We start from the raw sequence: 25872 nt of genomic DNA on the forward strand, positions 1-25872 counted from the left end.
CGGCAGGCTGACCATCTGGCAGCATCCGCATCCCGAACGCCACACCGGCGACGAAGACGGTCCAGCGCAGGTGCCGCCACGTCCACACCACCACACCCCAGACCACCGCCCACACATGAGCGGGAAACCGGTGCATCAGGCCGCCCCCTTCGAAGCAGCCGACCCGCCAGCCGACTGACCTGCCGACTGACCGGGGGCGACCATGCCCTCAGCCCGGAACGACCACACGATCCGGGTGCGGTCGTGGCCGTCCTTGTCCTTGCTGCCCGTGTACTCGACGTACGGCAGCGCCGTCAGCCCGACGAACTCGACAGGCGTCCACGGGAACGGCGTCTTGTTCTCCGGCGGCACCGGCTGGTGCTTCGCCGCGATCTTGATCGTGACCGCAGTATCCTTCTTTCCGGCCTCGTCGTCCGCGTCGAGGACCAGCACCTGCCACAGCGGCAGGCCGGTGTCCTTGTCGAGCTGCTGTGGACGGGACCCGTCGGGGCGAGCCGGTGCGTTGAAGTCCGCCACCGCGTCGACACCGCCCTTAAGGAACGCCATCTTCGGGAACACGTCGTCGTGCTTGACCCCGAACCGCTTCTGCATCGCCATGGGTTTGCTCCTTGTGATCAGGTAGTGATCTATTCACTACTGCATACAACTATGCACAAGTGAATAGCCGATTGCAAGAGATCAAGGCAACTCGCCGCAGGGATGTCAGGCCGCGCGGCGCATTGCCAGGAGCGCCACGGTGGCGAGTGCCATTGCGAGACAAGCAATTCCGATCGGGCCATTCACGCCAAGAACGCGGCCCACAACGCCACCAACGACTGCACCCACGGCGGCCGAGCCGATGCCGACCACTCGAGTCGCAGAGGTGATTCGCCCCAACATGCCGTCAGGAGAAGCCAGTTGGCGGGCAGTGCCACCAACGACACTCACGGCCGTCGATGCGGACCCGACGATGGCCAGGCCAAGGCCGCTGACCCACACCCAGGGGCTCAACGCGACCGTAAGCCAGCCGAGGCCTTGGACCGCAAGCGCGCACGCGTAGAGCTTGGCAGGGGACACCTCCCAGTGGCCCCGTCGAGCTAGGAGACCACCAGCCAAGCCGCCGACCGCCATCGCCGATAGCAGCAGTCCGTACCCAGCTTCTGACACTCGGAGCCGATCCTGCACGAAGAGGACCAACGTAGAGAACGCGACGTTGAAGCCGAAGTTGTAGGCGCCCATTCCCAGGGCCAGCCACCGCAGCGCATGGGAAGCCCATGTGAACGACAAGCCCGCGCGCATCTGAACCCAGAGGCCCTCGTCGGCGGCCTCCCGATCGGGAGGAGGTGGCGCCGAGGGCAGGCTCCGCAGAATCACGGCCGAGACCAGAAACGTGGCCGCGTTCATTGCGAACGGTGCGAACGCCGCCACAGCGAAGAGGGCCGCGCCGAGTGGGGGCCCAACGAGGGCGCGCCCAAGAGTGTCCAACGTCCACAGAGACCCGTTGACCCGGGCCAGGGCGGGTGCGTCCCGGCCGACGACCGCCGGCACCATCGCTTGCGCGGCGGGATCGAAAAAGCAAGCGCCGACGGCGAGGCCGAACGCGGCCAAAGTCATGACGGGAATGCTGGCGGCTCCGCCGACAATCGCCAGCCCTAGCGCAGCAAGGAGAGCGACACGAAGGAGGTCTGCCCGGACCATGGTCGAGCGCAGGGGTGACCGGTCGACGAGGGCACCGGCCGGCAGACCGACGAGCAATGCAGCGGCGTAAGAACTCGCCGCGACCACGGACACCGCAACGGGATCCCGTGTCACCGACGCGGCCAGCAGCGGCATCGCGGTCAGCGCGGCTCCCTGACCGATCATGGAGAAGCCGGAGGCGGCCAAGAGCGCCCGCGCACCCGAGGGGGCGGTAGAACGCTCCTGGCCAACATCCGCGGGGATCACTTCAGCAGCACATCCAAGTCGAACTCCCCGTTGGCGACACCGGCAAGGAATGCCGTCCACTCGACGTCGTTGAACTCCAGGACGGGGCCGGCACCGTTTGCTTTGGTGTCACGTACACCGATAACACCGCCGACCCGGGCTACCTCGACGCAGCCGCCTGAGTCGCTGGTGCTGCTCTTGCGCCATCTTGCCGACGACCACTCAACTGCCACCACGCTTCACTCCTTCGTGTTTTGCGGCCCGGCTCCGGCGCCGAAGGCCTCGAATACGACGGCTCGACTCTTCCACGTCAAGCGCCGCTCCCTGCAAGCGGGCAAAGAGCTCCGAGTACACCGATACGTCCTCAGGGCTCGAGACGTACAGGTCGGCGGTTTGCGACTCAATCAACACAACGGAGCGGACGGGGTCGAAGTCAAAGATCAGGAACGACACCAACGGAGCGACGGCAACGCCTGGGCTCAGGGGCAAGACTCGGAGGTCGCAATCCTCGTTCCGACGAAGGAGCTGCTCGTACTGCTCTTCCATGACCGCATCCGAGGCGACGCTGGGATAGAGGACCGCCTCGGACAGCACAACCGAGTACTCAGAGGGGCTTGCGAAGTAGTCCGCTTGACGGGTCATGCGCCGCGACACGATGCCGTCGACGTCGGAGAAGCCGCCAGCCTCTGCCACAGCCCGCGCATAGCCAGCCGACTGCAGCAACCCCGGAACGACAGCCGCCTGATACTGCCGGACCCGCGACGCGCGCGACTCAATCGCTCCCATGGAAGCGTGACGGGAGCGGACTCCCCCAGCACGCACGATCCACGCCCCTGGGACGCCTTCCCGCTGTGCCAGTCGGGCCAACAGTTCCGCGCGCACATCTTGCGGGACGCCATAGAAGTCCAGCAGAGAGGCCATCTCCGTCAAGGAGGGCGCGAAACGGCCGGTCTCCACGCGCGAAATCTTCGGCTGCGACCACCCCACCAATCGGGCAGCCTCGACCCCGCTGATTCCCAAGCCTTCGCGAATCGAGCGGAGTTCGGATCCCAGCGCGCCCAGCACGGGGTCACTCACGGCGCCTCCCTAATGCAGTACTGCATACAGCGTAGCCGCCCCGTAGACAACTGGGAGCCCTCGGCATCGGGGGCACGTCGACGAATGCAGATGGAGGTCAGAGCCGGCGAGTTGGTGGCGCCCCAGATGAAGGACCCCTCAGACCTGTCCGGGACGCCACCGCTCATGTACCCACGGGCAGGGCTCACTACGCACGCCATGCCCGACGAGGAGACCAACACGATCCCTACGGGCGAGGACGCCGCCCGGGCTGTCGTCGGACCCGGGCGGCGCCTTCAGCTCCGAGAATGCAACAAAGGGACATGGGCGGAGCTCCGCGGCGGCGCTGTCGAGACCGAAACGGGAGTCAAGGCCAGGACCAATCGACGACGCCGTCACGCTAGCTATACCCATCGCGAATGGGTCCGAACCGCTCTTGGCCGGCAAAGCACGACGGCGTCGCCTTAGGGGTCCCAGGGGAGATGGGGAGACGACGCCGCCACAAGTGAGATACCCAGCGGCCGCGGACCCTAGGCGTTGGGGTGCCCTTCTGCTGGCCGTCCCCTTGGATGATGCCCCGCCGGTCTTGTCCAAGAGGCCGAACCGCCGACTGCGATCGCCCGGTCAGCTCGCAGCGACCAGTAGCAGAGGCCCGACCTGAACCGCTGGAAGGAAGGTCGGGCCTCGCGTCGGCGTCGCAGTCCTGAGGTGCTGCTCCGCCGAGGGACTTCTATTCGGTTGTCGCCGCTCCCGGACGATTGGTTGTGAGCGCAATCGAGGTGTTGGGTGCGGTGGGGTCGCGGCTGCGCTGCGAGTGACCCACTCTGCACATTCCCCCCCCAAGTCGCTTATAACGGGTTCCGCGGAGCGGAAGACCGTGGCGGCAGGCGGCACGCGGCCCGCCCGGGTGGGGTTGGGCGGGCCGCGTGCCTTTGCGCTCCGGGTCGGGGGAGCCATCGCGCGAGCGTGTCCGCCGGAACAGGGGATCCGGCGGACACGCTCGCGCTGAATCGTATGCCACAAACACATATCCGGCGGGCGACCCGCCCGCCCAGTGAAGTGGGGGCCGACGTCCGAGCGGGGGGAACGGACGCCGGCCTGCGTAACGTACCCGCCCGGCGCCGCAGGATTTGGCTGATCCGCTGCGGGCGCGGGGCCACCGTGCCAGTGTTGAACGTGCATTTCGAGGTCCGGGGGATTCCGGTGCGTTCGACGGTGTGGGCAAGCGCTGCGGCCGGCCGGAGAGTTGGGCGCTGCCGTCGTCGGGGGGGTCGAACGACGGCAGCGCCCGCGCCCGGCCGAATAGGGAGCAGACCGGGCGTATCGACGCCCCCACGCCTCGGGAACTGGAGAGGTGCCCCGACGGCGCAGCGACGTTGATCCATGGTCGCGCCAGAGATGACGAGTTTCCGAGGATCGAACGGAATCCGTCGTCACGATTCGGCCGCTGCCTTGTTTACCGGATGGCGGCGCCGAATCTGCGGAGCCGTTACGGGATGCCTGGGTCTCCTGGAGGGTGTCCGGTGTCCCGCCTGTCGAGAGCGGGCAGCACAGAACGCCCCCGCCCACCGTGAGGTGAGCGGGGGCTTTTGCGTCGGCTGTGTGTGGCGTGGGGCGCCGGGCCGGCGCGGCGATCTGGTCGCGAATGCGCGCTACCTGCGGGCGACGACGGCGGCTCTCGCGGTCACCGCGCCTTGGCCAGCAGGCCCTTCACGCGATGCAGCAGCTCGCGGGGGCTGAACGGCTTGATCACGTAGTCGTCGGCGCCCTCGGCGAACCCCAGATCGACGTCGTGTTCCCGCGATTTTGCGCTCAACAGCAGAACCGGGACGCCCTGATGGTCCCCCGGACGGATCTTGCGCAACACGTCTATGCCGTTCAGGCCCGGCATCTGGATGTCGAGGACGGCCAGGTCGTGCGGGTCGGCGCTAAACGCCTCCCAGGCTGCGGTACCGTCCCGCACCGCTTCGACCGAGTACCCGGGTTGGGTCAGCTTGAAGACCACGGGGTCCCGGATGTCGGCGTCATCGTCGGCCACAAGAACGCGGGCGGTGCCCCCAGTGACAGGCGCAGACATTGCTCTCCCTAGTGATGGTTGCGGTTCCACCACTCTCCCATGAACCCTTCGATTGACTGGACAAATCGGACACACCTACATAAGGCTGAACCTGCTCAACCTTGGCGCCTGGGGCGGCCGGCGCCGGCACCGGAGCGCATTCCTGCCCTCGCTTCATTCCTCCGTTGCGGGCGCATACTTGAGTGACCCGCGTGACTCGTGAACGAACGGAACAGACGGGATCGTCAATGGCAGAAGCCGTACAGTCCCAACAGGTCCAGTTTCATCTCGGCGTCATCGCGGATGCGTTCACCGAGATCGGCGAGCGGGTCAAAGCAGCGACGATGGGATCGGCGTTCCAGGCGATCGTTGATGTCGCGTTGCATCATGTGCCCGGAACAGCCGCGGCGAGCATGACGACGGTCAACGATGTCACGTTTCGAACGGTGGCCGCGAGCAGCGAGATCGCTCGCCAAGCCGACCAGATCCAGTACGAGCTGGGGACCGGTCCCTGCGTAGACGCGATCCTCGACCGGACGATCTACCGTCCGCGCGACCTGACGACCGATCCGCGCTGGCCTGAGTACGGCCGACGCGTCGCGGCTCTGGGCTTGCGCAGCATGCTGTCGTACCGCATGGACATCGGCCCAGCCCTCATCGGGGGACTCAACATCTACTCCGACCAGGTCGACGCCTTCGACGACGGCGCGGCCACCATCGGGCTGTTCCTGGCCACACACGGCGCTATCGCGGCCTCAGCCGTCGCGGAGCGCACCAAGGCTGAACAGCTGGAGCATGCGCTCGCCTCCAACCGAAAGATCGGGATGGCGGTGGGGATCCTCATGGCGCGGCACAAGGTCACGGAGACGCAGGCGTTCGACCTGCTCCGCATCGCGAGCCAGAACACCCACCGCAAACTCCGCGATGTCGCCGGCGACGTGGTCGACCACGGAACCCTCGACGTCGCGCCCCCGCTACGAGACACGTAGCCGCAGGCCTGCCACGCGACGCCTTCGCCGGCTGGCTCCAGGTCGGCGCCCCTCCCCACCAATTTGTGGGTATGTGACGTGTGCACTACGCCCTGTAGGAGGAGGTCATCATGGCACCGTCACGTCGCATCCAGGCACAGCAGAACAGGTCGCAGAACAGCGAGAGCGGCAAGCCCAAGTTCGCCAAGGCGTACGCCTTCGGTCTGGTGACGGCTGGGCTGTTCCTATTCTCGTGGGTCGGTCAGTTCATCACCCAGATGATCGTCGAGCGCAACGACGCTGCCGCGCACGGCGAGGAGTTCTCCATGGCGGACTTCTGGCCGCAGTTCTTCGCCTCCACCTTCGAGAACTGGCAGTCCGAGTTCCTCCAGCTGTTGTGGCAGGCGGGCGGCCTAGCGTTCCTGCTCTTCTGGGGGTCATCGCAGTCCCGTGAGCAGGAGGAGCGCATCGAGGCCAAGCTCGACCGGCTGCTGCAGGAGCAGGGCATCGAGACCGACGACATCTCCAAAGCCGTCAACGAGTCCATGTAGCGCCCCTGAACGTGAGGACTTTCTGTACTGGCTTAAAGCGCCTTCGGCGCGAGCCCCGGCCCTGCGGGCCGGGTCACGCCGGGGACCCCCGCGCTTCGGCCTCCCGCTTCGCTCCGGCCTACGCGCACCCCCACCGCGCCCCGGCCCACCAGCCGGGGCATACAACAAGGGCGCCTCGACCCGGATCGAGACGCCCCACGAGCTGCACCACACCGGCCTATATCCGCCGGCCGCGCGCCCTGCCGCCAACACCCGGACGGACTGCCACCACCGAGCCCGGCTGAGGCCAAGGCGCCATGACGAGGAAGGCCCCTGCCGAGAACAGCGCGTGGCCGGGTCCCATGGAGGACCACTGCCCAGGTCGAGTGCCCCGACGATCTACAGCCCGCGCGGCCGAGTTCCCGATACGCCTTCTGCGCGTGGCCACCCAGCCCAACGAGTCGAGTTCAATGCGCAAACCCGCGCACCCCCGGCGCACCCCCGAAGTGCGAGACCGCTGCAACCCACGCACCCACAGCATGTGACAGACGAACGTGAAGACGGCCCCGAAAGCCTTCGCAATGAGAAGGTCAGGGGTTCGAATCCCCTCAGCTCCACAGATGCAAAAGAGGGCCAGACACGCTTTTCGTCTGGCCCTCTTTTGCATCTCCTGGCGACAGGCGGGGATTCGGGAGGAGGAGCGAGGGACGAGCGACGACGGCTCCCCTCAGCTCGACCCAGAAGAGACCCCGTCCCACCTGCGGAAACACACCGCGAGGGGCGGGGTTCTCTCTTTGTCATTCGGCTGCACCTTCCGTTCGCGCACCCCCGGCGCACCCCGGCTCGTTCAGACGGGCCAACCCGGCACGATCCGCCGACGTTCCGAGGTGGTGCAGGTAGATGTTCGTCGTGGCGATCGACGCGTGCCCCAGCCAGGCCTGAACGGTCACCGGGTCGACGCCCTTGGCCAACCACAGGCATGCGGCCGTGTGCCTCAGATCGTGGATGCGACGACCGGCAGCCGTGTCGGTCATGGCCGCCGGCAACCGTCACCACGTTGGTGTCTACGTCATTTGCAGGTGTCGGTCGGGCGACGGAGTCTTGTTCACTCGCCAGTGACCAGCGGCATTCGACACAGAAGCCTCAGCCGCCGCTGCCCTGGGGGCCGATGACGATGAACACGTCGCACAAGGACATACGAGCGACCCGTGTATCGACGCGCCGGTGGCGACGAGCGACCGCCCTGCCGGCCCTTCTCGCGACGGTGGGGCTGGCCATCCCGGCCGGCGCTGCGGCTGCGGCCGAGACCGTGGTGTACGTGGACGGCAACAGCTCGAGCTGCTCGGACGCCGGGCTGGGAACCGCCGCCACACCGTTCTGCACGATCGACCGCGCCGCCTCGGTTGCGGTGGCCGGGCAGACGGTGCAGGTGGCGAGCGGCACGTACAACGAGGAGGTCTACGTCGACCACTCGGGGACGTCCACGAGCCCCATCGTCTTCACCCCGGCACCGGGCGCCGTGGTCACGGTCATCGGCGACAACCATGCCTTCAAGGTCGAGGCTCGAAGCTGGGTCGTCATTCGCGGCTTCCGGGTGGCCGACAGCGTCGGAGACGCCGTCGACCTCGAAGACTCGACCCAGATCACCGTCGCCGACAACGAGATCGTGGGCAGTGGTGCCCCCACCAACGCCGCCAAGGCGGTGGGCATCATCCTGGACGGCACCACGAACTCGTTGGTCTCGGGGAACAGGGTTCACCACAACAGCGACCGTGGGATCTACCTGACCGGCGCATCGGGCAACACGATCGTCGGCAACGAGATCTACAACAACGCCCGCGAGTACGTGCGCGAGGCGTCCGGCATCCACGTCTACCGCTCCAGCTCCAACACCCTGGTGGGCAATGTCGTACACCACAACGAGGACTCCGGCATCAACATCTACACCAGCAGCCTCAACAACCTGGTCGCCAACAACGTCTCCTACGACAACGGCGACCATGGCGTGGACGTCTACAGCTCCACCGGAAACCGGGTCGTCGGCAACTCCGCCTATCGCAACGCGACGGCCGGCCTCAACGCCGAGGGCGGCTCCACCGGTACCGCATTCACCAACAACATCGCGGTCGACAACGGGATCGGCAGTCCGCGCACCCGCGGCAACATCCGGGTCGACTCGTCCTCGGACACCAGCTCCTCGATGAACAGCGACCTGATGTTCCTCTCCTCCCCGGACGTCATGGTCATCTGGAACGGCGTCAGCTACTCCTCGGTGGCGGCGCTGCGGAGCGCCACCGGCCAAGAGGCCCGCGGGCTGCAGGCCGATCCGAGATGGCGCGCCCCCGGCACCGGGGACTTCCGACTGACTGCTGGTTCACCTGCCATCGACTCGGCAGACTCTGCAGCGAGCGGCCAAACCGCAACCGATCTGACGGGCGCCCCCCGCGTGGACGACCCGGCCACGACGAACACGGGTGTGGGCCCCCGCAGCTACGACGACCGAGGGGCGCTCGAGTTCGCGCCCGCGCCGAACGCGGCACCCGACGCCCGGAACGACACCATCTCGACGCCGACGGACACCGCCGTCGCCGTTCCGGTGCTGGCCAACGACATCGACCCGGACGGCGACCCCCTCTCGGTGGGAGCCGTCGGTGTGCCGGCTCACGGCTCCGCCTCGGCAGCACCGAACGGGACCATCAGCTACACCCCCGCCCCTGGGTACGCCGGCAGCGACGCCTTCACCTACACAGCGGTGGACGGCCGCGGTGGAGCGGACCAGGCGACCGTGTCCGTGACGGTGACACCGCCCGACCCCACGAACAGGCCTCCGTCTGCGATCGACGACCAGACACAGACCGAAGAGGGAACCTCCGTGTCGGTCAGCGTGCTGGGCAACGACGCGGACCCGGATGGTGACACCCTCAGCGTGACCGCCGTCGGCCAACCGGACCACGGGTCCGCCGTGGCGTCTGGAGACGGGACGATCCGCTACACCCCGAACCCCGCGTATACCGGCCCGGACCAGTTCCAGTACACCGTGGGCGACGGTCGCGACGGGCATGACACCGCCACGGTGTCGGTGACCGTCACGCCGAGAAACTACGCGGGCAACGCCGGGTTCGAGACCAGCACGACCGGCTGGAACACAGCTGGGTCGGGCACCGGTGTGGTCCTCGAGCGAGTGTCCGGCGGGCACTCCGGGGCCTGGTCGGCGCGAGTCTCCAACACCGGGACGTCGCCAACCACCTGCCTCCTCAACGACTCCCCGAACTGGATCGCTTCGACGGTCGCAGGCACGTACACGGCCCGACTCTGGGTGCGGTCCTCGACGTCCGGTGCGCTCTTCCGGCTGCGTCTGCGCGAGTACAGCGGCACGACGCTCGTCGGATCCCAGACCAGCACCACCTCCCTCGACACCGCCTGGCAGGAGGTGCTGCTCCGCTACACGCCCACCATGCCCGGCGCGTCGACTCTCGACCTCAACGGCTACACCACGACCACCCCTCCGGGGACCTGCTTCCAGGCCGACGACATCTCCCTGACGCGAGTGGACGGAGCGGTCCAGAACGCGCCGCCCGACGCCCGCGACGACACCGCCACCACGACACAGGACACGGCAGTGGTCGTGAACGTGCTCATCAACGACACGGACCCCGACGGCGACACGCTGACGGTGACCGGCGTGAGCCAGCCGGCGCACGGATCGGTGACCAGCGATGCGGCCGGGCCCGTCACCTACACGCCTGCGCCGGGGTACTCCGGAGCGGACGCCTTCGACTACTCCGTGTCCGACGGCCGTGGCGGCACCGACACGGCACGGGTGACGCTGTCGGTGACGGCGTCCGACCCGAACCTGGTCGCCAACCCCGGCTTCGAAGTCAGCACCTCTGGGTGGAACGCCTCGGGCTCCGGAACGGGGGTCACGCTGAGCCGGGTCAGCGGCGGCCACGCCGGCGGCTGGGGGGCACGTCTCGCGAACACGAGCTCCACGTCGGCCACCTGCGTGCTCAACGACTCGCCCAACGTCGTCCCGACGAGCGGGCCGGGCACCTACACCGTCAGCATGTGGGTGCGTTCCGACACACCGGGGGCCACGTTCAAGCTGCGGCTGCGCGAGTACACCGGCAGCACCCTCTCCGGGTCCACGACAGTCACCGCCACGGTGACCACCTCCTGGCAGCAGGTCACCACGACCTACGTCGCCACGGCCCCGGGCTCCTCCACCCTCGACCTCAACGGCTACACCTCCGCGGCCCCGCCCGGCACCTGCTTCTACGCCGACGACATCTCCGTCACGCGCAGATAGCCAGGGCCGGTGTCTGCGGCAGTCCGTGACAGGGCGCCGGTGAGATGGGCAGACTGCTTGGTGGATCGGATCGACCTGGTCCACCCGAGATCCCGGAGGCGCCATCGTGACCACAGCACCCGATGAGCTGGCGAACGTCCGCTACATCGTCGACGACGTAGCCGCCGCCGTCGACTTCTACACCACGCACCTCGGCTTCACGCTGCAGACCAACCCGGCACCCGCCTTCGCGGACGTAATCCGCGGGCCGCTGCGGCTGCTGCTCTCCGGCCCGGCGAGCTCCGGCGCGAGAGCCACGCCCGACGACCTCGCGGACGCGGGCCGCAACCGCATCCATCTGCTCGTCACCGACCTGGACGCCGAGATCGACCGGTTGCGCCAGGCCGGCCTCGCCTTCCGCAGCGACGTCGTCGCCGGCCCGGGCGGGCGTCAGATCCTCATCACCGACCCCGCGGGCAACCTCGTCGAGCTGTTCGAACCCGCGTCGCGCTGAGGCAGAGCCGACCGCGCTCTACCGTTGACGTTCCCACTCGCCGGCCACCCGGAGCCAACCATGGAGCAGGACGAGATCTGCGCAGAGATGGACCGAGCCCGTGCCGACTTCCGGGAGCTGCTGGACACCGCGACCGTTGCGCAGCTTCGCCTGCCGAGTGACGGGACCAGGTGGACCAACGAGCAGCTGCTGTTCCACATGCTGTTCGGCTACCTGCTCGTGCGGAACCTTCTCGTCCTGGTCCGCGGTTTCGCACGGCTCCCTGACGCCATGTCCAAGCGGTTCGCGGCCCTCCTCGACGCCGGCACGCGCCCGTTCCACGTCATCAACTACGTCGGCTCCCTCGGGGGCGCGCGGGTCCTCGGTCACGCCCGCATGGAGCGGCTCATGGACCGCGTCATCCACAGCCTGCAGTCCTCGCTTCGACGACAGTCGGCGACCGCACTGGACCACGGCATGCACTTCCCGGTGGGCTGGGACCCGTACTTCAAGGAGTACATGACCCTGCGCGAGGTCTACCACTATCCGACGCAGCACTACGACCACCACAGACGGCAGCTCACGCTCCCCAAGGCACGGGGCGGCTGAGGGTCCTCGACTCCTCCCGCTTCAGGGCTCCAGGGTCGACGTCGGCCTTCCGTCCACGCGCTCTTGTGGCGGCGCGGAAAGACCCGACGGAACAGGTGCAGCCCGGGGCGATGGCACCAGCAGCCGTCCGCGGAGCGTTGCGGCGTCAGACCCAGCTCGGGAACCACATCCGGGCCTGCCACTCCGACAACGGGATGACGTCGGCGACGTAGATCGGGTGGAAGAACGCGAACAGTGCGATGGTCAACAGCACGAACGCCCCCATCGCGCAGTAGCCCACGCGCCGCCGGGTCGCCGACGCGTCCCGGCCCCCGATGGCGAGCCCCAGCACGTACACGCACGCGAGCACGACGAACGGCACGAACGCCACCTCGTAGAACGAGTAGATCGTCCGGTTGCCGAGGAAGAACCACGGCAGGTAGCCGGCGAACAGCCCGCACAGGATCGCGCCGGCCCGCCAGTCGCGGCGCAGGGCCCACATGAAGAGCAGCACGAAGATCGCGATCGTCGCTCCCCACCAGATCGACACCGTGCCGATCGAGGTGATCGCCTTGCTGCACTGGTCGACGAGGCAGCCGTCCGCGCCCTTCTTCGGGCCCTCGTAGAAGAACGACGTCGGCCGGCCCTGGATGAGCCACGACCACGGGTTGGTCTGGTACGGGTGCGGGGAGTTGATGGCCTGCGTCGACGCGTACATCTGCTGGTGGTAGGCCCAGAGCGAGCGCCACCAGTCGGGCAGCCACGCGTGCGTCGTCTCCGGGTTGTTCTGCGCCCAGGTGCGGTACGACCCGCCGTTGGTGAGGATCCAGCCCGTCCAGCTGGCGACGTACGTCACGACTGCGGCGCCGACGAGCTGGACGAACGCGTACGGCCCGTCCTTGAGAACGGCCCCGGCCGACCACCCGCGTATGCCCGCGGCTCGGCGTGCGCCGACGTCCCACAGCACGGTGAGCAGGCCGTAGAAGACGAGGAAGTAGAGGCCCGACCACTTGACGCCCGCGGACAGCCCGAGCATGATGCCGGCGACCCAGCGCCACGGCCGCCATCCGAGCCACGGCCCGAGCCATGAGATCTGGGAGCGCGGTCGGTCGCCGACCTTGCGGGCCAGCACGTCCCGCGCCCGGTCGCGGTCGATGAGAAGGGCGCCGAATGCGGCGAGGCCGAAGAACATGACGAAGATGTCGAGGAGCCCGGTGCGCGAGTGGACGAAGTGGTGACCCTCGAACGCGAGCAGCGCGGCCGCGACCGTGCCGAGCACGTCGCTGCGGAAGAGCCGCCGGGCGACGAGGCCGATCATGAGGATCGAGAGCGTGCCGGCGAGCGCGACGGCGAAGCGCCACCCGAACGAGTTGAGGATGCCGAACGGCACCTCGCCCCAGCCGATGAGCCACTTGCCGACCGGCGGGTGGACGACGAAGTCGCCCTCGGTGCCGTAGATGAACGGGTCGTTGGCGGTGAAGTGCTGGTCGACCTGCTTGGTGTCCTGGAGCAGCTGGTCGTTCTTCATCTCGAACCAGTACAGGACCATCGACCAGCCCTGCTTGACGTAGTACGTCTCGTCGAAGATGAGCTGGTGCGGTGCGCCGACGTGCCAGAACCGCATGAAGCCACCGACGAGCATGAAGAAGAGCGGCCCGCCCCAGCCGAGCCATGCGATGCGCCCGGCCGTCCGGCGAGTCAGCCGGAAGTCGTCGGCCGGGTCCCCGAGCAGGCGAGCGCGCACCTGCCTGGCCGAGTTCATGGGCGCCATCGTATGCAGTGTGGCTGGGCGCGGCGCACACGCGCCGCGCCCAGCGCGGGTCAGGTCGTGACCTGCTCGTCCGCGTGCCTGCGCGCCCGGTAGGCGAGGGCTGCGACGCCGAGGGCCACGCCCCAGAGCGGCCAGAACATCTCGGGTGCCCACGCCGCCCAGTCCGCCTCGCTGCCGGGGATCCGCGAGAGCTCACCGACGGCCAGCAGCCGGAGGAAGGACAGCCCGGCCGAGGTCACGAGGGAGGCGACGAACGTTGCGGGGACGACGGCGAGCCCCACCGGGACCGGCCGGCCGCCGATGCCCGGCACCCAGGACCAGAACACCTCGCCCCAGCGCTGCACGAGCCCGAGGGTGAGCAGGCAGCCGACGAGCCCGAAGAGCGCGAGGCCGAGGCCGGCGTACCTGGCGTCGCCGAGCTCGTCGAGGAACACGTCCCGAACGCCGAACGGGACGCCGAGCGCCCACGCGACCCTGGTCGAGGCGTAGAAGAGCGGGACGGCGACGGCGACGGCCGCCGCCCAGCGGCCGAGGCGCGCCGCTCGCTCACTGGACCACGCCTCGCTCCCTGGGCGGCGGGCCGTCACGGCGGTCAGGCCCGTGACGACCAGGGCGAGACCGCCCACGGACTGTCCCATCGCGAGGAGCGCCGGCCCCAGCAGGGCCGGGTCCACGTCGTCGGCCGGGCCGACGCCGACGAGGCCGAGCAGCACCATCGGCAGGTAGCCGAGGAAGGTGAGCGAGCGCGTGTCCGCGAGGGTGAGGGCGACGAGAAGCCCGACCACGACGAGCAGCACGGGACCGAGCCGGCCGCCGACCGTGCGGCCACGAGCGTCGCCGACCGGGTGTGCCCGGTCGGGCCGGTCGGGCACCGACAGGGCCAGTGCGGCGAGAGCGGTCGCGGCGAGGACCATGATCGCCACGGACACCGCGCGTGCCCCGAGCGAACCGAGGACCGAGGCCTCCGTCGGCGTCCACGGTGCGAAACCGCGGCCGACGAGGTGCAGCACCGCGAGCGAGAGGTAGGCCAGCGACCAGGCGAGGGCGAGCAACGGAGCCAGTCGTCGGTCACGTCTCCTGTCGCTCGGTGGGTGGGCGTCGCGCGGGTTGGGGTTCTGCCGCAGGAGTGCGTCATCGAGAGCTGTCATGGCTCCAACGCTGCCCGGGTCGGCGGCCGGTCTCGTCACCCGTGGGTCGCGCCGGTCTCATCCTCGAGGATGAGGTCTCACCCGCCGGGGCTGACGAGCCCGGACTCGTAGGCGAGCACCACGGCCTGCACGCGGTCGCGCAGGTCGAGCTTTGCCAGCACGTGCCCGACGTGGGTCTTCACCGTCGCCTCGGATAGGTGCATCCGGGCTGCGATCTCCGCGTTCGTGGCACCTGTGGCGACGGCGCGCAGCACCTCCGCCTCGCGTGCCGTCAGCGGCTCGAGCACGGCGTCGGCGCGGCTCGCGTCGACGCCGGGTGACGTCGCGAGGTGCTCGATGAGCCGCCGCGTCGTCGACGGGGCGACCACGGCGTGACCGGCATGCACCACTCGGATCGCGTCGACGATGTCCTCACCGCGGGCGTCCTTGAGCAGGAAGGCGCTCGCACCCGCGCGGATCGCCGCGAACGCGTACTCGTCGAGGTCGAACGTCGTGAGCGCGACGACGCGGGTCCGGGGCCGTTCTCTCGTGATCACCGTGGTCGCCTGGATGCCGTCGAGGCGCGGCATCCGGACATCCATGAGCACGACGTCGACGTGGTGCGCCCGGACCAGCTCGAGGGCCTCGCCCCCGTCGGCGGCCTCGCCCACGAGGACGAGGTCGGGCTGCGAGTCGACCATCATCCGCAGCGCGGAGCGCATCAGCTCCTGGTCGTCGACGATGGCGACGCGGATCGCCTCGGTCGTGGGCGGTGGCAGGCGCACGTCGGTCATGTCGGGATCCTCGCGCGGTTGTGCCACCCGCCGCCGGGGCGCGCGCCGACGGCCAGCTCACCGCCGACCGACTGCAGTCGGTCCCGCATGCCGCGCAGGCCCCGTCCCGTCGTGGGCGACGAGCTGCCGCTGCCACCGGAAGCGGCCCCCGATCCGTCGTCGCTGACGTCGACGACCAGCCCGTCGGACCAGTCGAGCTCCACCCGGGCGGAGGAGCCCGGGCCGGCGTGCTTGACGACGTTGGTGAGCGACTCCTGGACCATCCGGTAGGCCGCCAGCTCCGTCGCGGGAGCGAGCCGACGCGGCGTCCCGCGGGTCTCGAGGTCGACGGGGGTGCCTGCGGACCGGACCCGCTCGACGAGGGCCGGGAGGTCGGCGAGGCCGGGCTGGGGTGCGGTCGGGAGGTCATCCACGTCTGGTCCTGAACCGCAGTCCTCTTCCTCGCGCAGGACGCCGAGCAGCCCCCGCATCTGGTCCAGCGCCTCGCGCCCGGTCACGGCGATCGTGTCGAGGATCTCCGGTGCGCGCTGGGGCTGTGCCGCCACGGCGAGCCGGCCTCCCTCCGCCTGGGCCACGACCACGGCGAGGGAGTGCGCGACGACGTCGTGCATCTCCCGCGCGATCCTGCGTCTCTCGTGTGCGGCGGCGCGCTGGGCGAGGGCGTCCGCCCAGGCGAGCCGGGCGGCCCGGTACCGGCCGAGAGCCCAGGCGGCGAGCGTCCCGCCGAGCACCGCTGCCCCCACGAAGAGGCGCCAGCCCCACTCGCCCGAGAGCGGGACGGCGTAGTCGGTCGCGTCCCAGAGCCGCATGACGGTGAGAGCGCCGCCGACCGCTCCCACGGCCAGCGCAGCCGACGGCCACGGCGACCTCGTCCGGGACGCGACGACGTACAGCAGGACGAACCAGACCAGGCTGCTCGGGAGGAGCACCGGGGCGAACGCGTCGCCGGCCTGGGCGGCCATCGGTCCGCCGAGGTCGGGTCCCGTCACGAGGGCGAGCATCGCCGCCGAGCCGACGGCGAAGGCCGCGAGGGGCGCGCGCGTCACGAGGGGCGGGAATGGCGCCGCGTGCAGGACGACGAGCGCGGCGCGGAGCGTCCACAGCCACCACGCGTCGATTCCGCTGTCGGACAAGGCGCTCCAGCTTGCGGGCAGCAGCACGGCCGCGAGCAGGACGGCCCGCGCCACGAAGCCCGCTGTCCCTGCCCAGCGCGTGCGCTCGTTCATGACCGGCGTGTCTGTCACAGTCCAACCCTAGGTTGCGTCGTCCCGCCCCGGGTCGGCTCGGCTCGGCTCGGAAGGAGTGCACCGGCCGGCTGGCTCAGATCGTCACGCCGCGCGCCCGCAGGACCGTGTAGCCGACGAAGGCGACGATGTCGAGGAGGGCGTGGCAGACGACGAGCGGCATGACGCGTCGGGTGCGCACGAACACGAGTCCCAGCACGAGGCCCATGACGATGTTGCCCGCGAACCCGCCGAAGCCCTGGTAGAGGTGGTAGGTCCCGCGCACGAGGGCCGACAGGCCGATGACGAGCGGCCACGACCAGCCGGTCTGGCGCCACCGCGTGAAGAGGTAGCCGACCATGACGACCTCCTCGAGAAGGGCGTTCTCCACGGCGGCCAGGACGAGCACAGGGCCCGACCACCAGACCGGCTCGAGGTTGGCGGCCGACACCATGGTGTTGATGCCGATCGCCTTGGCCAGGAAGTAGAACGCGAGTCCGGGGATGCCGATGACGGCCGCGAGCCCGAGGCCGCGCAGGAGGTCGCGGCCGGGCTCGCGACGGTCGAGGCCGACGAAGCGGCCGGCACGCACGTCGACGGCGGGCGGGCGGACCGTGTTGAGCAGGTAGAGCGCGAGGGCCACGGCGGCGAGCGGCAGCACGATGCCGGCGAGCTGGTAGGCGAGGTCGAGCCACGGCCGCCCCGGCGTGGCAGACTCGTTCATGGCCGTCGTCTGCTGGGACAGCGGAACGGGCCGGGTCAGCTTCTCGATGATGCTCAGCACGGCATAGACCGCGGACGAGCCGAGGCTCACGCCGAGCACGAGAACGGCCTCCCATCGCAGCCCACGGTGCGCGGCGAGGTCAGCGACGGGCTCGGGGTCGCGCTCGGACGGGGCGAGCAGTCCGGCGAACCGACCGTGCGCCGCGGTCGCTGGGATCGACATGGCGCCAGCGTAGCCACGGGTTGCTGTGAGCCGGCTGGCGAGCGTCCGGCCCGGTCTGCCGAGGATTGGACTCGTCGGCCCGCGGAGGTCGTACGCTCGGCACATGTCGCTGCTCGCCGAGTGGACGCGGGGCCACCATGCAGCCGACGGCTTCGAGTTCCCGGTCTACGAACGCGGCGAGGGGCCGGGCATCATCGTCATCCACGAGAGTCCGGGCCTGACGCCGGAGGTGATCGCCTTCGGAGACGAGCTCGTCGCCGAAGGCTTCACGGTGGTCCTCCCGCACCTCTTCGGCTCATCGCATGCGCCGCCGCGCACGTGGGAGGCCGCCCGTGTCGTGCCGCGCCTCTGTGTGACAAGGGAGTTCACGATCTTCGCCACCGGGCGCACGGCGCCGCTGGCCGGCTGGCTGCGCTCACTCGCCCGTCGAGTCTTCGCCAATGCCGGCGGGCCGGGAGTCGGGGCGATCGGCATGTGTGTCACCGGGGGCTTCGCCCTCGCGATGATGGTCGACCCCGTCGTCGTCGCGCCCGTCGTCGCACAGCCGGCGACACCGCTGCCCATCGGGCCCGCACGGGCGGCGGATGTGAACCTCTCTCCCAGCGACCTCGCCGTGGTACGGGACAGGGCGGCCGGCGGGTGCTCCGTCCTCGGCGTGCGCTACCGGCACGACTGGATCACCGGCACGCGTTTCGAGACTCTGCGCACGCAGCTCGGTGACGGCTTCATCTCGGTCGAGCTCGATGGCTACGGTCACTCGACGCTCACCGACCACCGGCACCCCGTGGCCATCGCTCGCGTCATGTCGTTCTTCCGCGAGCGGCTACTCACCGACGTCTGACGGGCAAACCCTTGGCGCGCAAGGGTGCCGACGGCATACCGTCTCGGGTCATGACGTCGTCCAGGCTGCGCGCCACCCTTCGGTCCCGGCTCACCGTGGCACTGCGTGAGCGTGACCGCGCCGCCGCCGCGACACTGCGGTCCGCGCTCGCCGCGCTGGACAACGCCGAGGCCGTGCCGACCGGTGACAGGCAGGGCCCGGTCACGTCCACCCACGTCGCGGGGTCAGCGATCGGCGTCGGTGCGGCGGAAGCCGACCGCTTGCTGCTGACCGACCATGACGAGCGCGAGATCGTCGGGGACGAGATCGGCGGCCTGAGGGAGGCCGAGCGGCTCTACGTCGAGGCAGGGGAGGTCGTCCGTGCGAGCGAGGCCGGCCGTGGCGCGGCACTGCTCGACGAGCTCCTGGCGGGACTGGACGGGAAGAGCGCGACCTGACCGGTCGTCCACAGGGGTGGGGGACAACCTGTGCACGGTCGCCCTGGCCGTGTGGAGAAGGTGGTGTTCCCGGTGGACGACACGCCGAAGACCTGTGGACGCGAAGATTTCTTTGCCAAACCGGTTGCGTGCCTCTGGGGACGGGCGTAGACATCTCTCACGCACTCCCTTCGGGAAGAGCGGGACAGCTCGGAGACGAGGGTCCACACGGTGGGGCAACCCACTGCGGCAGCCGGGTGACGAGGCGGCCGGGACCGGAGACCACGAGATGTCGATCGGGAGCGTCACCATCGACCGATCACCCAGAAGGGCCCTTGAGACTCATACTCCCAAGGGCCCTTCGCCTTTGTCCTGCAATGCTTCTCGCGTCAGACGGTCGCCGTCACCGCCGGGCGCCACGGCCTGAGCCACGGGGTCTCGGGCCAGCCCTCACGGCCGGCGACGAGCTCGTACATCGTGGCCCCGTCGATCGACTCGCGGACGATGTCGGCGTGCCCCGCGTGCCGTGCGAGCTCCTCGACGAGGTGCATGGCGACCCAGCGCACCGACCACGCGTCGACGTCCTTCGGGAACCACGGTGCGTCGCGGGGGACGGGCACCGGTGCGCCGAGGTCGGCGCTGCGCAGCACCTCGCGCGTCACGTCTCCCTGGGCGGCGAGTGCAGCCAGCAGCGACTCGAGGGTGTCGTCGTCGGTGACGACGAAGTCGCTGCCGTAGGCCGCGGCCTGCTCCTCGAGGGACGCCTCAGGAGGCGCCGGCGCCTCTGGTGCGGCCGCCACCCGCTCGGTCCAGCCGCGCTCGCAGTGGGTCACGTGCTTGATCAGCCCGCCGATCGTGAGCGTGCCTGACGTCGGCGCGAGCCGGATCTGCTCCTCGGTGAGGCCGTACGCGACCGAGACGAACGCGTCGCGCTGCTGGTCGATGTAGGCGATGAGGCTCTCGCGCTCGTCGGCGACGGGTGGGACCTGTGCTGCCATGGTGGTTCTCGCTCTCAGTCGTTGCGGTGGGCGTAGAGGTCACGGAGCAGGGCGACCTCGGCGCCGTGGTGGATGAGCTCACGGTTGATGTGCAGGACGAGCTCCGCGCGGGAGTACTCGGCCCAGGGCCCCTCCGCGGGTCCGCACGGCTCGGCCAGGGCGTCCACGTCCCAGCTGCGCACGCCTTCGAACCACGCGGCATACGCGGCGTCGATCTGGGCGAGGGCCTCGGAGGCTGTGCCGGCGTAGGCGAACGTCTGGTAGTCGGCCTCGGGCCCGCCGAAGTGGCTGTGTGCCCGAGCGCCGAGGACGCCGACGATGAGGTGGGCGAGGCGCCAGGCGATCGTCGTGACCGGGGCGGGGACGGGCTCGGGATACGCGAAGTCGATGGTGAGCTCGCCGCTGCCGCCCTGGATCTCCGTGTTGCCCTGGCCGCGGGGGTGCACGTTCCAGGCGCCGGGGGTCGGCTCCCAGAGGTACTCCTCGTCCGTCAGTCCCTCGAAGCGTGGGCGGAGCTGGTTCGTCCAGTGCCAGTCGGCCTGCTCGACGACGAATCGCTTCCAGTCGATGGTGGTCTGTGTCTCTGTCATGACTCGATCGTCGCACCCATATAGGACAGGAACTGTCCGCAGAGCCTGACACACTCGTGACATGTCCTCGACGCCCGAGAGCACCACCGGCACGACGGCCCGCGTCCTGCGGCTGCTCGACCTGCTCCAGAGCCGACCCGTCTGGAGCGGCACCGAGCTCGCGGGACGCCTCGGTGTGACGACCCGCAGCGTGCGGCGCGACGTCGAGCGCCTGCGCGAGCTCGGCTACCCGGTCAACGCCGCGCACGGGGCCGGCGGGGGCTACCAGCTCGGGGCCGGGCGCCGCCTCCCGCCGCTGCTTCTCGACGACACCGAGGCGGTCGCGATCGCGGTCTGTCTTCGCCTGGCCGCGGGCGGCACGGTCGAGGGGCTCGGCGAGGCGGCGGTGCGCACCCTCGCCAAGCTCGACCAGGTGCTTCCCGCGCGGCTCCGCTCACAGGTCGAGGCGATCCACGAGGCGACCGTGACGCTCGACGGCGCGGCCTCGCCCGTCGACGCGTCGACCCTGCTCGTGCTTGCCAGAGCCGTTCGCGAGACCGAGCGGGTCACCTTCGCGTATGCCGGCCCGCGCGGTTCAGGGGAACGCCGCGTCGAGCCCTACCGCCTTGTCGCGACCGGACGCCGCTGGTACCTGCTCGCCTACGACCTCGACCGCGACGACTGGCGCACGTTCCGGCTCGACCGGATGACGCAGGTGGAGGCGCGCGGGTGGCGGTTCACGCCTCGTGACGCACCGGACGCCGTCGACTACGTAAGACGCTCGATCTCCCGCGACGCCTATGACCACGTTGCGCGTGTGCGCATCGAGGCGCCGAAGTCCTTGGTGGAGAAACACATTCCGCCGTCGGTCGGCACGGTGACCGCCGACGGGCGATCGCGGTGCATCTTCGAGGCCGGCGGCAACCACCTCGGCGCCATGGCGATGCACATCGGCGCCCTGCCGTGGGAGATGACGGTGCTCGACCCGCCCGAGCTGCGCGACACGATGCGGGAGCAGGCGGGCCGGATGCTGCGGGCGATCGGCGACACGGCCACCGACTGACGGCGCGCGAGGCGCGCGAGCCAGCCGGACGGCATACGCCCTCAGCCGGTGTTGCGCAGGCCGGCGGCGATGCCGTTGATGGTGAGCAGGAGCGCGCGCTGGACGTCGGCGTCCGGCTCGACCTCGTCGGGCACGGAGCGTGACCGGGCGAGGAGCGAGGTCTGCAGCGCGTGCAGCGGCGCCAGGTAGCTGTCCCGCAGCTCGAGCGTGCGGCGCAGCGTCGGCGCGGACTCGAGCAGCTCGGACTGGCCGGTCACGCGCAGCACCTCCTCGAGCGTGCGGGCGTGCTCCTCACGGATCGTGTCGAAGAGCCCGGCGACCTCCGGCGGCACCAGCTCGTTCACGTAGCCTGCGGCGATCTCGAGGTCGGTCTTGGCCAGCGTCATCTGCACGTTCGACAGGAACGTGCGGAAGAACGCCCACGAGCCGTACATCTCGCGCAGGGTCTTCTCGCGGCCGTCCTGACGGGCGGCGGCGAGACCGGAGCCGACGCCGAACCAGCCCGGCAGGATGATCCGCGACTGGGTCCACCCGAAGACCCACGGGATGGCGCGCAGATCCTCCAGGCCGCCGGCACCGCCCGGTCGCTTGGCCGGGCGCGAGCCGATGTTCATCTTGCCGAGCTCGTCGACGGGCGTCGCCGAGACGAAGAACGGGACGAGGCCGGGGTCGCGCACGAGTCCGCGGTAGGTGTCCTGGCCGCGGCCGGCGACGAGGTCCATCGTGACGTTCCAGCTGTCGAGAACGTCTTGTGGGAGAAGGGAGTTCCGGTGCAGCACCGACGCCTCGAGCACCGCCGCGAGGGCGACCTCGAGGTTGAAGCGGGCGAGGCCCGGGAGGGTGTACTTGTCGCTCAGGACCTCGCCCTGCTCGGTGATCTTGATCGGCCCGTCGAGACTGCCGTAGGGCTGGGACAGGATGGCCTCGCCGGTGGGACCGCCACCTCGCCCGACCGAGCCGCCCCGACCGTGGAAGAGCCGCAGGACGACGCCATGCCGGCGGGCCACGTCACGCAGGGCCCGCTGGGCGCGGTGGATCTGCCACTGCGACGCGGCGATCCCGGCATCCTTCGACGAGTCGGAGTAGCCGAGCATGATCTCTTGCACGTCGCCGCGCGCGGCGACGACCCGGCGGTAGGCCGGGGCGCTCAGCAGCGCGTCGAGGAGGGGACCCGCGGCCGCGAGCTCGGCCACTGTCTCGAAGAGCGGCGCGAAGCCGATGCGTGCCGTGGCGGGATGCGTGGGCGACCCGGTGTCGACGAGCCCGGCCTCGCGAGCGAGGACGACGACGGCGAAGACGTCGTCGATGTCGTGCGTCATAGACACGATGTACGTCTCGACGGTCTCGGGGCCGTAGGTGTCGAGGGCCGTGCGGATCGCGTGCAGCAGGGAGAGCGAGGCGGTGGCCGCCTCGCCGAGGTCGGCGGCCCGGCTGCCGGTCAGCGGCCGGCGCGACGCGAGCTCGCGGGACAAGAGGGCGGTGCGCGCCGGGCGGTCGAGGTCGCCGTATGCCGTGTCCAGCTCGCCCAGGCGGTCGTAGAGGTCGGCGAGGGCCTCGTGGTGCTTGCCGCTGTGCTCGCGGATGTCGAGCGTCGCGAGGCCGAGGCCGATGGTGGTCGCGGTCCGGATGAGGCGCAGGATCGACCCGTTTCCGGTGAGCTCGTCGCCGCCCGCAAGCATGGAGTCGCGGACCAGGGCGAGGTCGGTCATCAGCTCGTCGAACCCGGCGTAGTCGCGACCGGGCTCGTGCGCGGTCCCGTGGGCCAGGCGGTCGCGCGTGCGCTGCAGGCGGACGCGCACGAAGCTCAGCTTGAGGCGGTACGGCTCCTCGGCGTTCAGGCGCTTGAGCGCGTCGTAGGTGACGGGCAGGGCCTCGGCGTCGGCCTCCAGGCTCCGGCTCAGCTCGTCGGTGACCTCCACGACGCGCGTCGACGGCGACAGCTCGGCGAGCAGGTTCTCGACGTGGCCGATGAGGGCGCGCAGACCGGCGTCGTGCTGGAGCCCGACGACCTCGAGCGTCACCTGCGGGGTGACGTTCGGGTTGCCGTCGCGGTCTCCGCCTGCCCACGCCCCGAAACGGAGTGGGCGGGCGCCCGGCGGCAGCTCGAGACCGATGGTCGCAAGCGAGCGGTCGAGCTCGGCGAGCAGCTCCGGGACGACCCGCGACGCGAGCGTGTTGAGGTAGTAGATGGCCGTGCGGGCCTCGTCGGTCGGCTCGGGGCGCTGGATGCGCAGCTCGTCGGTCTGCCAGACGAGGTCGACGAGCTCGGCCAGGCGTCGCTCGAGCCGCGGCTGGTCGGCGGGGGCGCTGCGCGGGTCTTCGAGCGTCTGCACCGTGTCGGCGATGCGGCGCAGCAGGTCGATGACGGAGCGGCGGGTGGCCTCGGTCGGGTGGGCCGTGAAGACCGGGCGATACTCGAGTCGCGAGAGGACCGAGCTGACGAGGTCACGGTCGACGCTGCCTTCGTCTAGAGCCTCGCCGATGCGTCCGACGGCCGCGGCGAGAGGCCCTTCGCGGACCGCCGTGACCTCCTGCCACCGGTGAAGCTGCTCGGTGACGTTGACGAGCTGGAAGTACGCGGTGAACGCCCGGGCCAGGACGACGGCGGTCTTCGCGTCGACGCCCGCGAGGGTCGAGCGGAGGTCCTCGTCGCTCGGCTGGCGTGCGAGGCTGCGCACGCGCTCGACGAGCGCCAGCAGCTCTGCGCCCTCGTGCCGCTCGAGCGCCTCTCCGAGCAGGGCGCCGAGCTGGCGGACGGACGCACGCAAGGCGGTGTGCTGCTGAGCCGACGAGACGCCGGCCGCGAAGGTCGCGGCGTTCGGCTCGCGTCGGTCCGCCGCCAGAAGCTGCTCGGTCGAGGTCTGTCCCGAGATGGTCATGGTCCTGTCGTACCGCGTGCAGGTTTCGCGGCGGTTTCCGGTCCAGCATGGGAAACGCAGGTCTCGGATATTGGACAGCGGGTCTCGGTGTTGATCTTGGCGATTGTGGATAGGTCTTTCCGCTTCGTCCGTTTTGACATAGTGTCGAACACATGTTCGAGCGATCTGCAGTGGTGGCGCCCGAGGGTCTGGAGGCTCTCGTGTCCGCGCTGTCGCGGGTCGGCGGCTCGGGTGACGTGGCCGACGATGACGCGGTGCGGATCGAGCAGCTGGCGGCGTTGGAGCGGGTCAAGGCGGCGGCTGCGGCGGCGCAGGTGCGGGTCACGGCGGCGTTCGTGGCCTCGCAGGAGCAGGTGGCGCAGGCGTGGCGGGAGCGGGCCCGGGAGTGCTCGGACGCCGGTGACTTCGAGGGTTGGCGGGCCGCCCGGGAGCGGGCCCGCGCGGCCTCTGTTGCTACCGACGACGGGCCGGATGACGCCCAGGCCCCGGCCGGCGCCGGGTCGGCGCGCCGGCGGCGGCGTCCGTCGGGGATGACGGGGGTGGCGGCGCAGGTCGCGTTGGCGCGGCGCGAGTCCCCGGTCCGGGGGGCGCAGCACGTGCGTGTGGCGCTCGCGCTGACCAGGGACCTGCCGCACACCCTCGCGGCCCTGCAGGCCGGTGAGCTGAGCGAGTGGCGGGCGCAGATCCTCGTGCGCGAGACCGCGACGCTGACCCCGGATCAGCGGCGGCTCGTCGACGCCGAGGTCGCCGGCGAGGTCGACTCCGAGGTCGACTCCGGGGGCGACTCCGAGGTCGACTGCGAGGGCGACTGCGAGGGCGACTGCGAGGGCGTCGGGGCCTTGGGCGGGCGGCTCGGTTCGCTCGGGGACCGGGAGCTGGTCCGGCGGGTGCGGGCGGTGGCCTACCGCGTCGACGCGGCCTCGGTGATGGCCCGCGCCAGCCGTGCGCAGGCCGACCGGCGGGTCACGATCCGGCCCGCGCCGGACACCATGGCGTACGTGACGGCGCTGCTGCCGGTCGCCCAGGCCGTGGCCGCGCACGCCGCCCTCACCGTCGCCGCGGACACGGCGCGCGCCGCCGGCGACGACCGGGGCAAGGGCCAGGTCATGGCCGACACGTTCGTCACCCGCCTCACCGGGCAGGAGACCGCGGACGCGGTCCCGGTCGAGGTGCACCTCGTCATGACCGACCGGACCCTGCTCGCCGGTGGGCCCGACCGTGACGAGACGCCCGCGCAGCTGCCCGGCTACGGCACCGTCCCGGCCGCCTGGGCCCGCGCCCTGCTCACCCCCACCGGCAACCAAGACGAGGCCAGCGTGTGGCTGCGGCGGCTCTACACCCACCCGGCCAGCGGGGCGCTGGTCGCG

The 25872-nt window shown here is 70.3% G+C and carries 23 protein-coding genes; 9 read left to right on the forward strand and 14 right to left on the reverse strand.

Features of this window, described 5'->3' with window-relative positions; all coding sequences use genetic code 11:
* Positions 1–135 precede the first annotated feature (135 nt).
* The 5 genes from ACFQU3_RS22465 to ACFQU3_RS22485 all read right to left on the reverse strand — a co-directional run bounded on the left by ACFQU3_RS22465 (position 136) and on the right by ACFQU3_RS22485 (position 5035).
* Complete coding sequence (locus ACFQU3_RS22465; protein ID WP_385913977.1) at positions 136–597, reverse strand: plasmid replication, integration and excision activator; 462 nt, start codon at positions 595–597, stop codon at positions 136–138.
* Positions 598–702: 105 nt separating this feature from the next.
* A complete protein-coding gene (locus ACFQU3_RS22470; protein ID WP_385913979.1) occupies positions 703–1983 on the reverse strand; it encodes an MFS transporter in 1281 nt (426 codons plus the stop codon).
* Positions 1920–2138 carry a DUF397 domain-containing protein gene (locus ACFQU3_RS22475; protein ID WP_385913981.1) on the reverse strand — a complete coding sequence of 73 codons (219 nt, stop codon included), beginning with the start codon at positions 2136–2138 and terminating at the stop codon, positions 1920–1922. The genes ACFQU3_RS22470 and ACFQU3_RS22475 overlap by 64 nt, the downstream gene beginning before the upstream one ends.
* Positions 2125–2979: a helix-turn-helix domain-containing protein gene (locus ACFQU3_RS22480; RefSeq protein WP_385913983.1), complete on the reverse strand. Its 855-nt coding sequence runs from the start codon at positions 2977–2979 to the stop codon at positions 2125–2127. The genes ACFQU3_RS22475 and ACFQU3_RS22480 overlap by 14 nt, the downstream gene beginning before the upstream one ends.
* A gap of 1663 nt (positions 2980–4642) precedes the next feature.
* Positions 4643–5035: a response regulator transcription factor gene (locus ACFQU3_RS22485; protein ID WP_385913985.1), complete on the reverse strand. Its 393-nt coding sequence runs from the start codon at positions 5033–5035 to the stop codon at positions 4643–4645.
* A gap of 182 nt (positions 5036–5217) precedes the next feature.
* Between ACFQU3_RS22485 and ACFQU3_RS22490 the strand changes: the two genes are divergently transcribed.
* Positions 5218–6003, forward strand: coding sequence for a GAF and ANTAR domain-containing protein (locus ACFQU3_RS22490; RefSeq protein ID WP_385913987.1), 786 nt, complete (start codon positions 5218–5220; stop codon positions 6001–6003).
* A 110-nt stretch (positions 6004–6113) separates the two neighbouring features.
* Positions 6114–6533 carry a DUF6766 family protein gene (locus ACFQU3_RS22495; protein WP_385913989.1) on the forward strand — a complete coding sequence of 140 codons (420 nt, stop codon included), beginning with the start codon at positions 6114–6116 and terminating at the stop codon, positions 6531–6533.
* A gap of 776 nt (positions 6534–7309) precedes the next feature.
* Here ACFQU3_RS22495 and ACFQU3_RS22500 read toward each other — a convergent pair.
* On the reverse strand, positions 7310–7546 hold the full coding sequence (locus ACFQU3_RS22500; RefSeq protein ID WP_385914019.1) for a tyrosine-type recombinase/integrase: 237 nt from the start codon (positions 7544–7546) through the stop codon (positions 7310–7312).
* 134 nt (positions 7547–7680) lie between these two features.
* Here ACFQU3_RS22500 and ACFQU3_RS22505 point away from each other — a divergent pair, with 134 nt between their 5' ends.
* The 3 genes from ACFQU3_RS22505 (at position 7681) to ACFQU3_RS22515 (ending at position 11899) form a co-directional block, all read left to right on the forward strand.
* Positions 7681–10818, forward strand: a complete 3138-nt coding sequence (locus ACFQU3_RS22505; protein ID WP_385913991.1) for an Ig-like domain-containing protein — start codon at positions 7681–7683, stop codon at positions 10816–10818.
* 106 nt (positions 10819–10924) lie between these two features.
* Positions 10925–11311 carry a VOC family protein gene (locus tag ACFQU3_RS22510; protein WP_385913993.1) on the forward strand — a complete coding sequence of 129 codons (387 nt, stop codon included), beginning with the start codon at positions 10925–10927 and terminating at the stop codon, positions 11309–11311.
* Positions 11312–11371: 60 nt separating this feature from the next.
* A complete protein-coding gene (locus ACFQU3_RS22515; protein ID WP_385913995.1) occupies positions 11372–11899 on the forward strand; it encodes a DinB family protein in 528 nt (175 codons plus the stop codon).
* 145 nt (positions 11900–12044) lie between these two features.
* Here the strand turns inward: ACFQU3_RS22515 and ACFQU3_RS22520 are convergent, their stop codons facing one another.
* From ACFQU3_RS22520 to ACFQU3_RS22540, 5 genes are all read right to left on the reverse strand, one after another.
* Positions 12045–13640, reverse strand: a complete 1596-nt coding sequence (locus ACFQU3_RS22520) for a dolichyl-phosphate-mannose--protein mannosyltransferase (RefSeq protein WP_385913997.1) — start codon at positions 13638–13640, stop codon at positions 12045–12047.
* A 59-nt stretch (positions 13641–13699) separates the two neighbouring features.
* Positions 13700–14797, reverse strand: a complete 1098-nt coding sequence (locus ACFQU3_RS22525; RefSeq protein WP_385913999.1) for a hypothetical protein — start codon at positions 14795–14797, stop codon at positions 13700–13702.
* 77 nt (positions 14798–14874) lie between these two features.
* Complete coding sequence (locus ACFQU3_RS22530) at positions 14875–15570, reverse strand: response regulator (protein ID WP_385914000.1); 696 nt, start codon at positions 15568–15570, stop codon at positions 14875–14877.
* A complete protein-coding gene (locus ACFQU3_RS22535) occupies positions 15567–16814 on the reverse strand; it encodes a histidine kinase (RefSeq protein WP_385914002.1) in 1248 nt (415 codons plus the stop codon). The genes ACFQU3_RS22530 and ACFQU3_RS22535 overlap by 4 nt, the downstream gene beginning before the upstream one ends.
* Before the next feature lie 76 nt (positions 16815–16890).
* Entirely contained in the window at positions 16891–17739 is an 849-nt protein-coding gene (locus ACFQU3_RS22540; protein WP_385914004.1) for a CPBP family intramembrane glutamic endopeptidase, read from the reverse strand.
* A gap of 103 nt (positions 17740–17842) precedes the next feature.
* On the opposite strand from ACFQU3_RS22540, the gene ACFQU3_RS22545 reads away from it, so the two are divergent.
* Positions 17843–18580 carry a dienelactone hydrolase family protein gene (locus ACFQU3_RS22545; RefSeq protein WP_385914006.1) on the forward strand — a complete coding sequence of 246 codons (738 nt, stop codon included), beginning with the start codon at positions 17843–17845 and terminating at the stop codon, positions 18578–18580.
* Between the two features lie 50 nt (positions 18581–18630).
* On the forward strand, positions 18631–19017 hold the full coding sequence (locus tag ACFQU3_RS22550; protein ID WP_385914008.1) for a hypothetical protein: 387 nt from the start codon (positions 18631–18633) through the stop codon (positions 19015–19017).
* A 368-nt stretch (positions 19018–19385) separates the two neighbouring features.
* Here the strand turns inward: ACFQU3_RS22550 and ACFQU3_RS22555 are convergent, their stop codons facing one another.
* Both ACFQU3_RS22555 and ACFQU3_RS22560 read right to left on the reverse strand, forming a co-directional pair.
* Positions 19386–19994, reverse strand: a complete 609-nt coding sequence (locus ACFQU3_RS22555; RefSeq protein ID WP_385914010.1) for a DinB family protein — start codon at positions 19992–19994, stop codon at positions 19386–19388.
* A 14-nt stretch (positions 19995–20008) separates the two neighbouring features.
* Positions 20009–20584, reverse strand: coding sequence for a DinB family protein (locus tag ACFQU3_RS22560; protein ID WP_385914012.1), 576 nt, complete (start codon positions 20582–20584; stop codon positions 20009–20011).
* Between the two features lie 61 nt (positions 20585–20645).
* Here ACFQU3_RS22560 and ACFQU3_RS22565 point away from each other — a divergent pair, with 61 nt between their 5' ends.
* Positions 20646–21626, forward strand: a complete 981-nt coding sequence (locus ACFQU3_RS22565) for a helix-turn-helix transcriptional regulator (protein ID WP_385914014.1) — start codon at positions 20646–20648, stop codon at positions 21624–21626.
* A 41-nt stretch (positions 21627–21667) separates the two neighbouring features.
* Here the strand turns inward: ACFQU3_RS22565 and ppc are convergent, their stop codons facing one another.
* Positions 21668–24505, reverse strand: coding sequence for a phosphoenolpyruvate carboxylase (gene ppc, locus ACFQU3_RS22570; protein ID WP_385914016.1), 2838 nt, complete (start codon positions 24503–24505; stop codon positions 21668–21670).
* A 152-nt stretch (positions 24506–24657) separates the two neighbouring features.
* On the opposite strand from ppc, the gene ACFQU3_RS22575 reads away from it, so the two are divergent.
* Positions 24658–25872 (forward strand): HNH endonuclease (locus ACFQU3_RS22575; RefSeq protein ID WP_385914018.1); only part of this gene is annotated, 1215 nt, incomplete at its 3' end.

It is taken from the genome of Terrabacter sp. GCM10028922 (assembly GCF_042666095.1).
In the GTDB taxonomy this organism is placed as follows: Bacteria; Actinomycetota; Actinomycetes; order Actinomycetales; family Dermatophilaceae; genus Terrabacter.

Excerpts from the sequence above, each read along its gene's own strand:
- ACFQU3_RS22495 (WP_385913989.1), top strand. The coding sequence starts at position 6,114 with ATGGCACCGTCACGTCGCATCCAGGCACAGCAGAACAGGTCGCAGAAC.
- ACFQU3_RS22530 (WP_385914000.1), bottom strand. The coding sequence starts at position 15,570 with ATGACCGACGTGCGCCTGCCACCGCCCACGACCGAGGCGATCCGCGTC.
- ACFQU3_RS22520 (WP_385913997.1), bottom strand. The coding sequence starts at position 13,640 with ATGAACTCGGCCAGGCAGGTGCGCGCTCGCCTGCTCGGGGACCCGGCC.
- ACFQU3_RS22525 (WP_385913999.1), bottom strand. The coding sequence starts at position 14,797 with ATGACAGCTCTCGATGACGCACTCCTGCGGCAGAACCCCAACCCGCGC.
- ACFQU3_RS22485 (WP_385913985.1), bottom strand. The coding sequence starts at position 5,035 with ATGTCTGCGCCTGTCACTGGGGGCACCGCCCGCGTTCTTGTGGCCGAC.
- ACFQU3_RS22515 (WP_385913995.1), top strand. The coding sequence starts at position 11,372 with ATGGAGCAGGACGAGATCTGCGCAGAGATGGACCGAGCCCGTGCCGAC.
- ACFQU3_RS22550 (WP_385914008.1), top strand. The coding sequence starts at position 18,631 with ATGACGTCGTCCAGGCTGCGCGCCACCCTTCGGTCCCGGCTCACCGTG.
- ACFQU3_RS22560 (WP_385914012.1), bottom strand. The coding sequence starts at position 20,584 with ATGACAGAGACACAGACCACCATCGACTGGAAGCGATTCGTCGTCGAG.
- ACFQU3_RS22500 (WP_385914019.1), bottom strand. The coding sequence starts at position 7,546 with ATGACCGACACGGCTGCCGGTCGTCGCATCCACGATCTGAGGCACACG.
- ACFQU3_RS22555 (WP_385914010.1), bottom strand. The coding sequence starts at position 19,994 with ATGGCAGCACAGGTCCCACCCGTCGCCGACGAGCGCGAGAGCCTCATC.
- ACFQU3_RS22505 (WP_385913991.1), top strand. The coding sequence starts at position 7,681 with ATGACGATGAACACGTCGCACAAGGACATACGAGCGACCCGTGTATCG.
- ACFQU3_RS22465 (WP_385913977.1), bottom strand. The coding sequence starts at position 597 with ATGGCGATGCAGAAGCGGTTCGGGGTCAAGCACGACGACGTGTTCCCG.
- ACFQU3_RS22540 (WP_385914004.1), bottom strand. The coding sequence starts at position 17,739 with ATGTCGATCCCAGCGACCGCGGCGCACGGTCGGTTCGCCGGACTGCTC.
- ppc (WP_385914016.1), bottom strand. The coding sequence starts at position 24,505 with ATGACCATCTCGGGACAGACCTCGACCGAGCAGCTTCTGGCGGCGGAC.
- ACFQU3_RS22545 (WP_385914006.1), top strand. The coding sequence starts at position 17,843 with ATGTCGCTGCTCGCCGAGTGGACGCGGGGCCACCATGCAGCCGACGGC.
- ACFQU3_RS22565 (WP_385914014.1), top strand. The coding sequence starts at position 20,646 with ATGTCCTCGACGCCCGAGAGCACCACCGGCACGACGGCCCGCGTCCTG.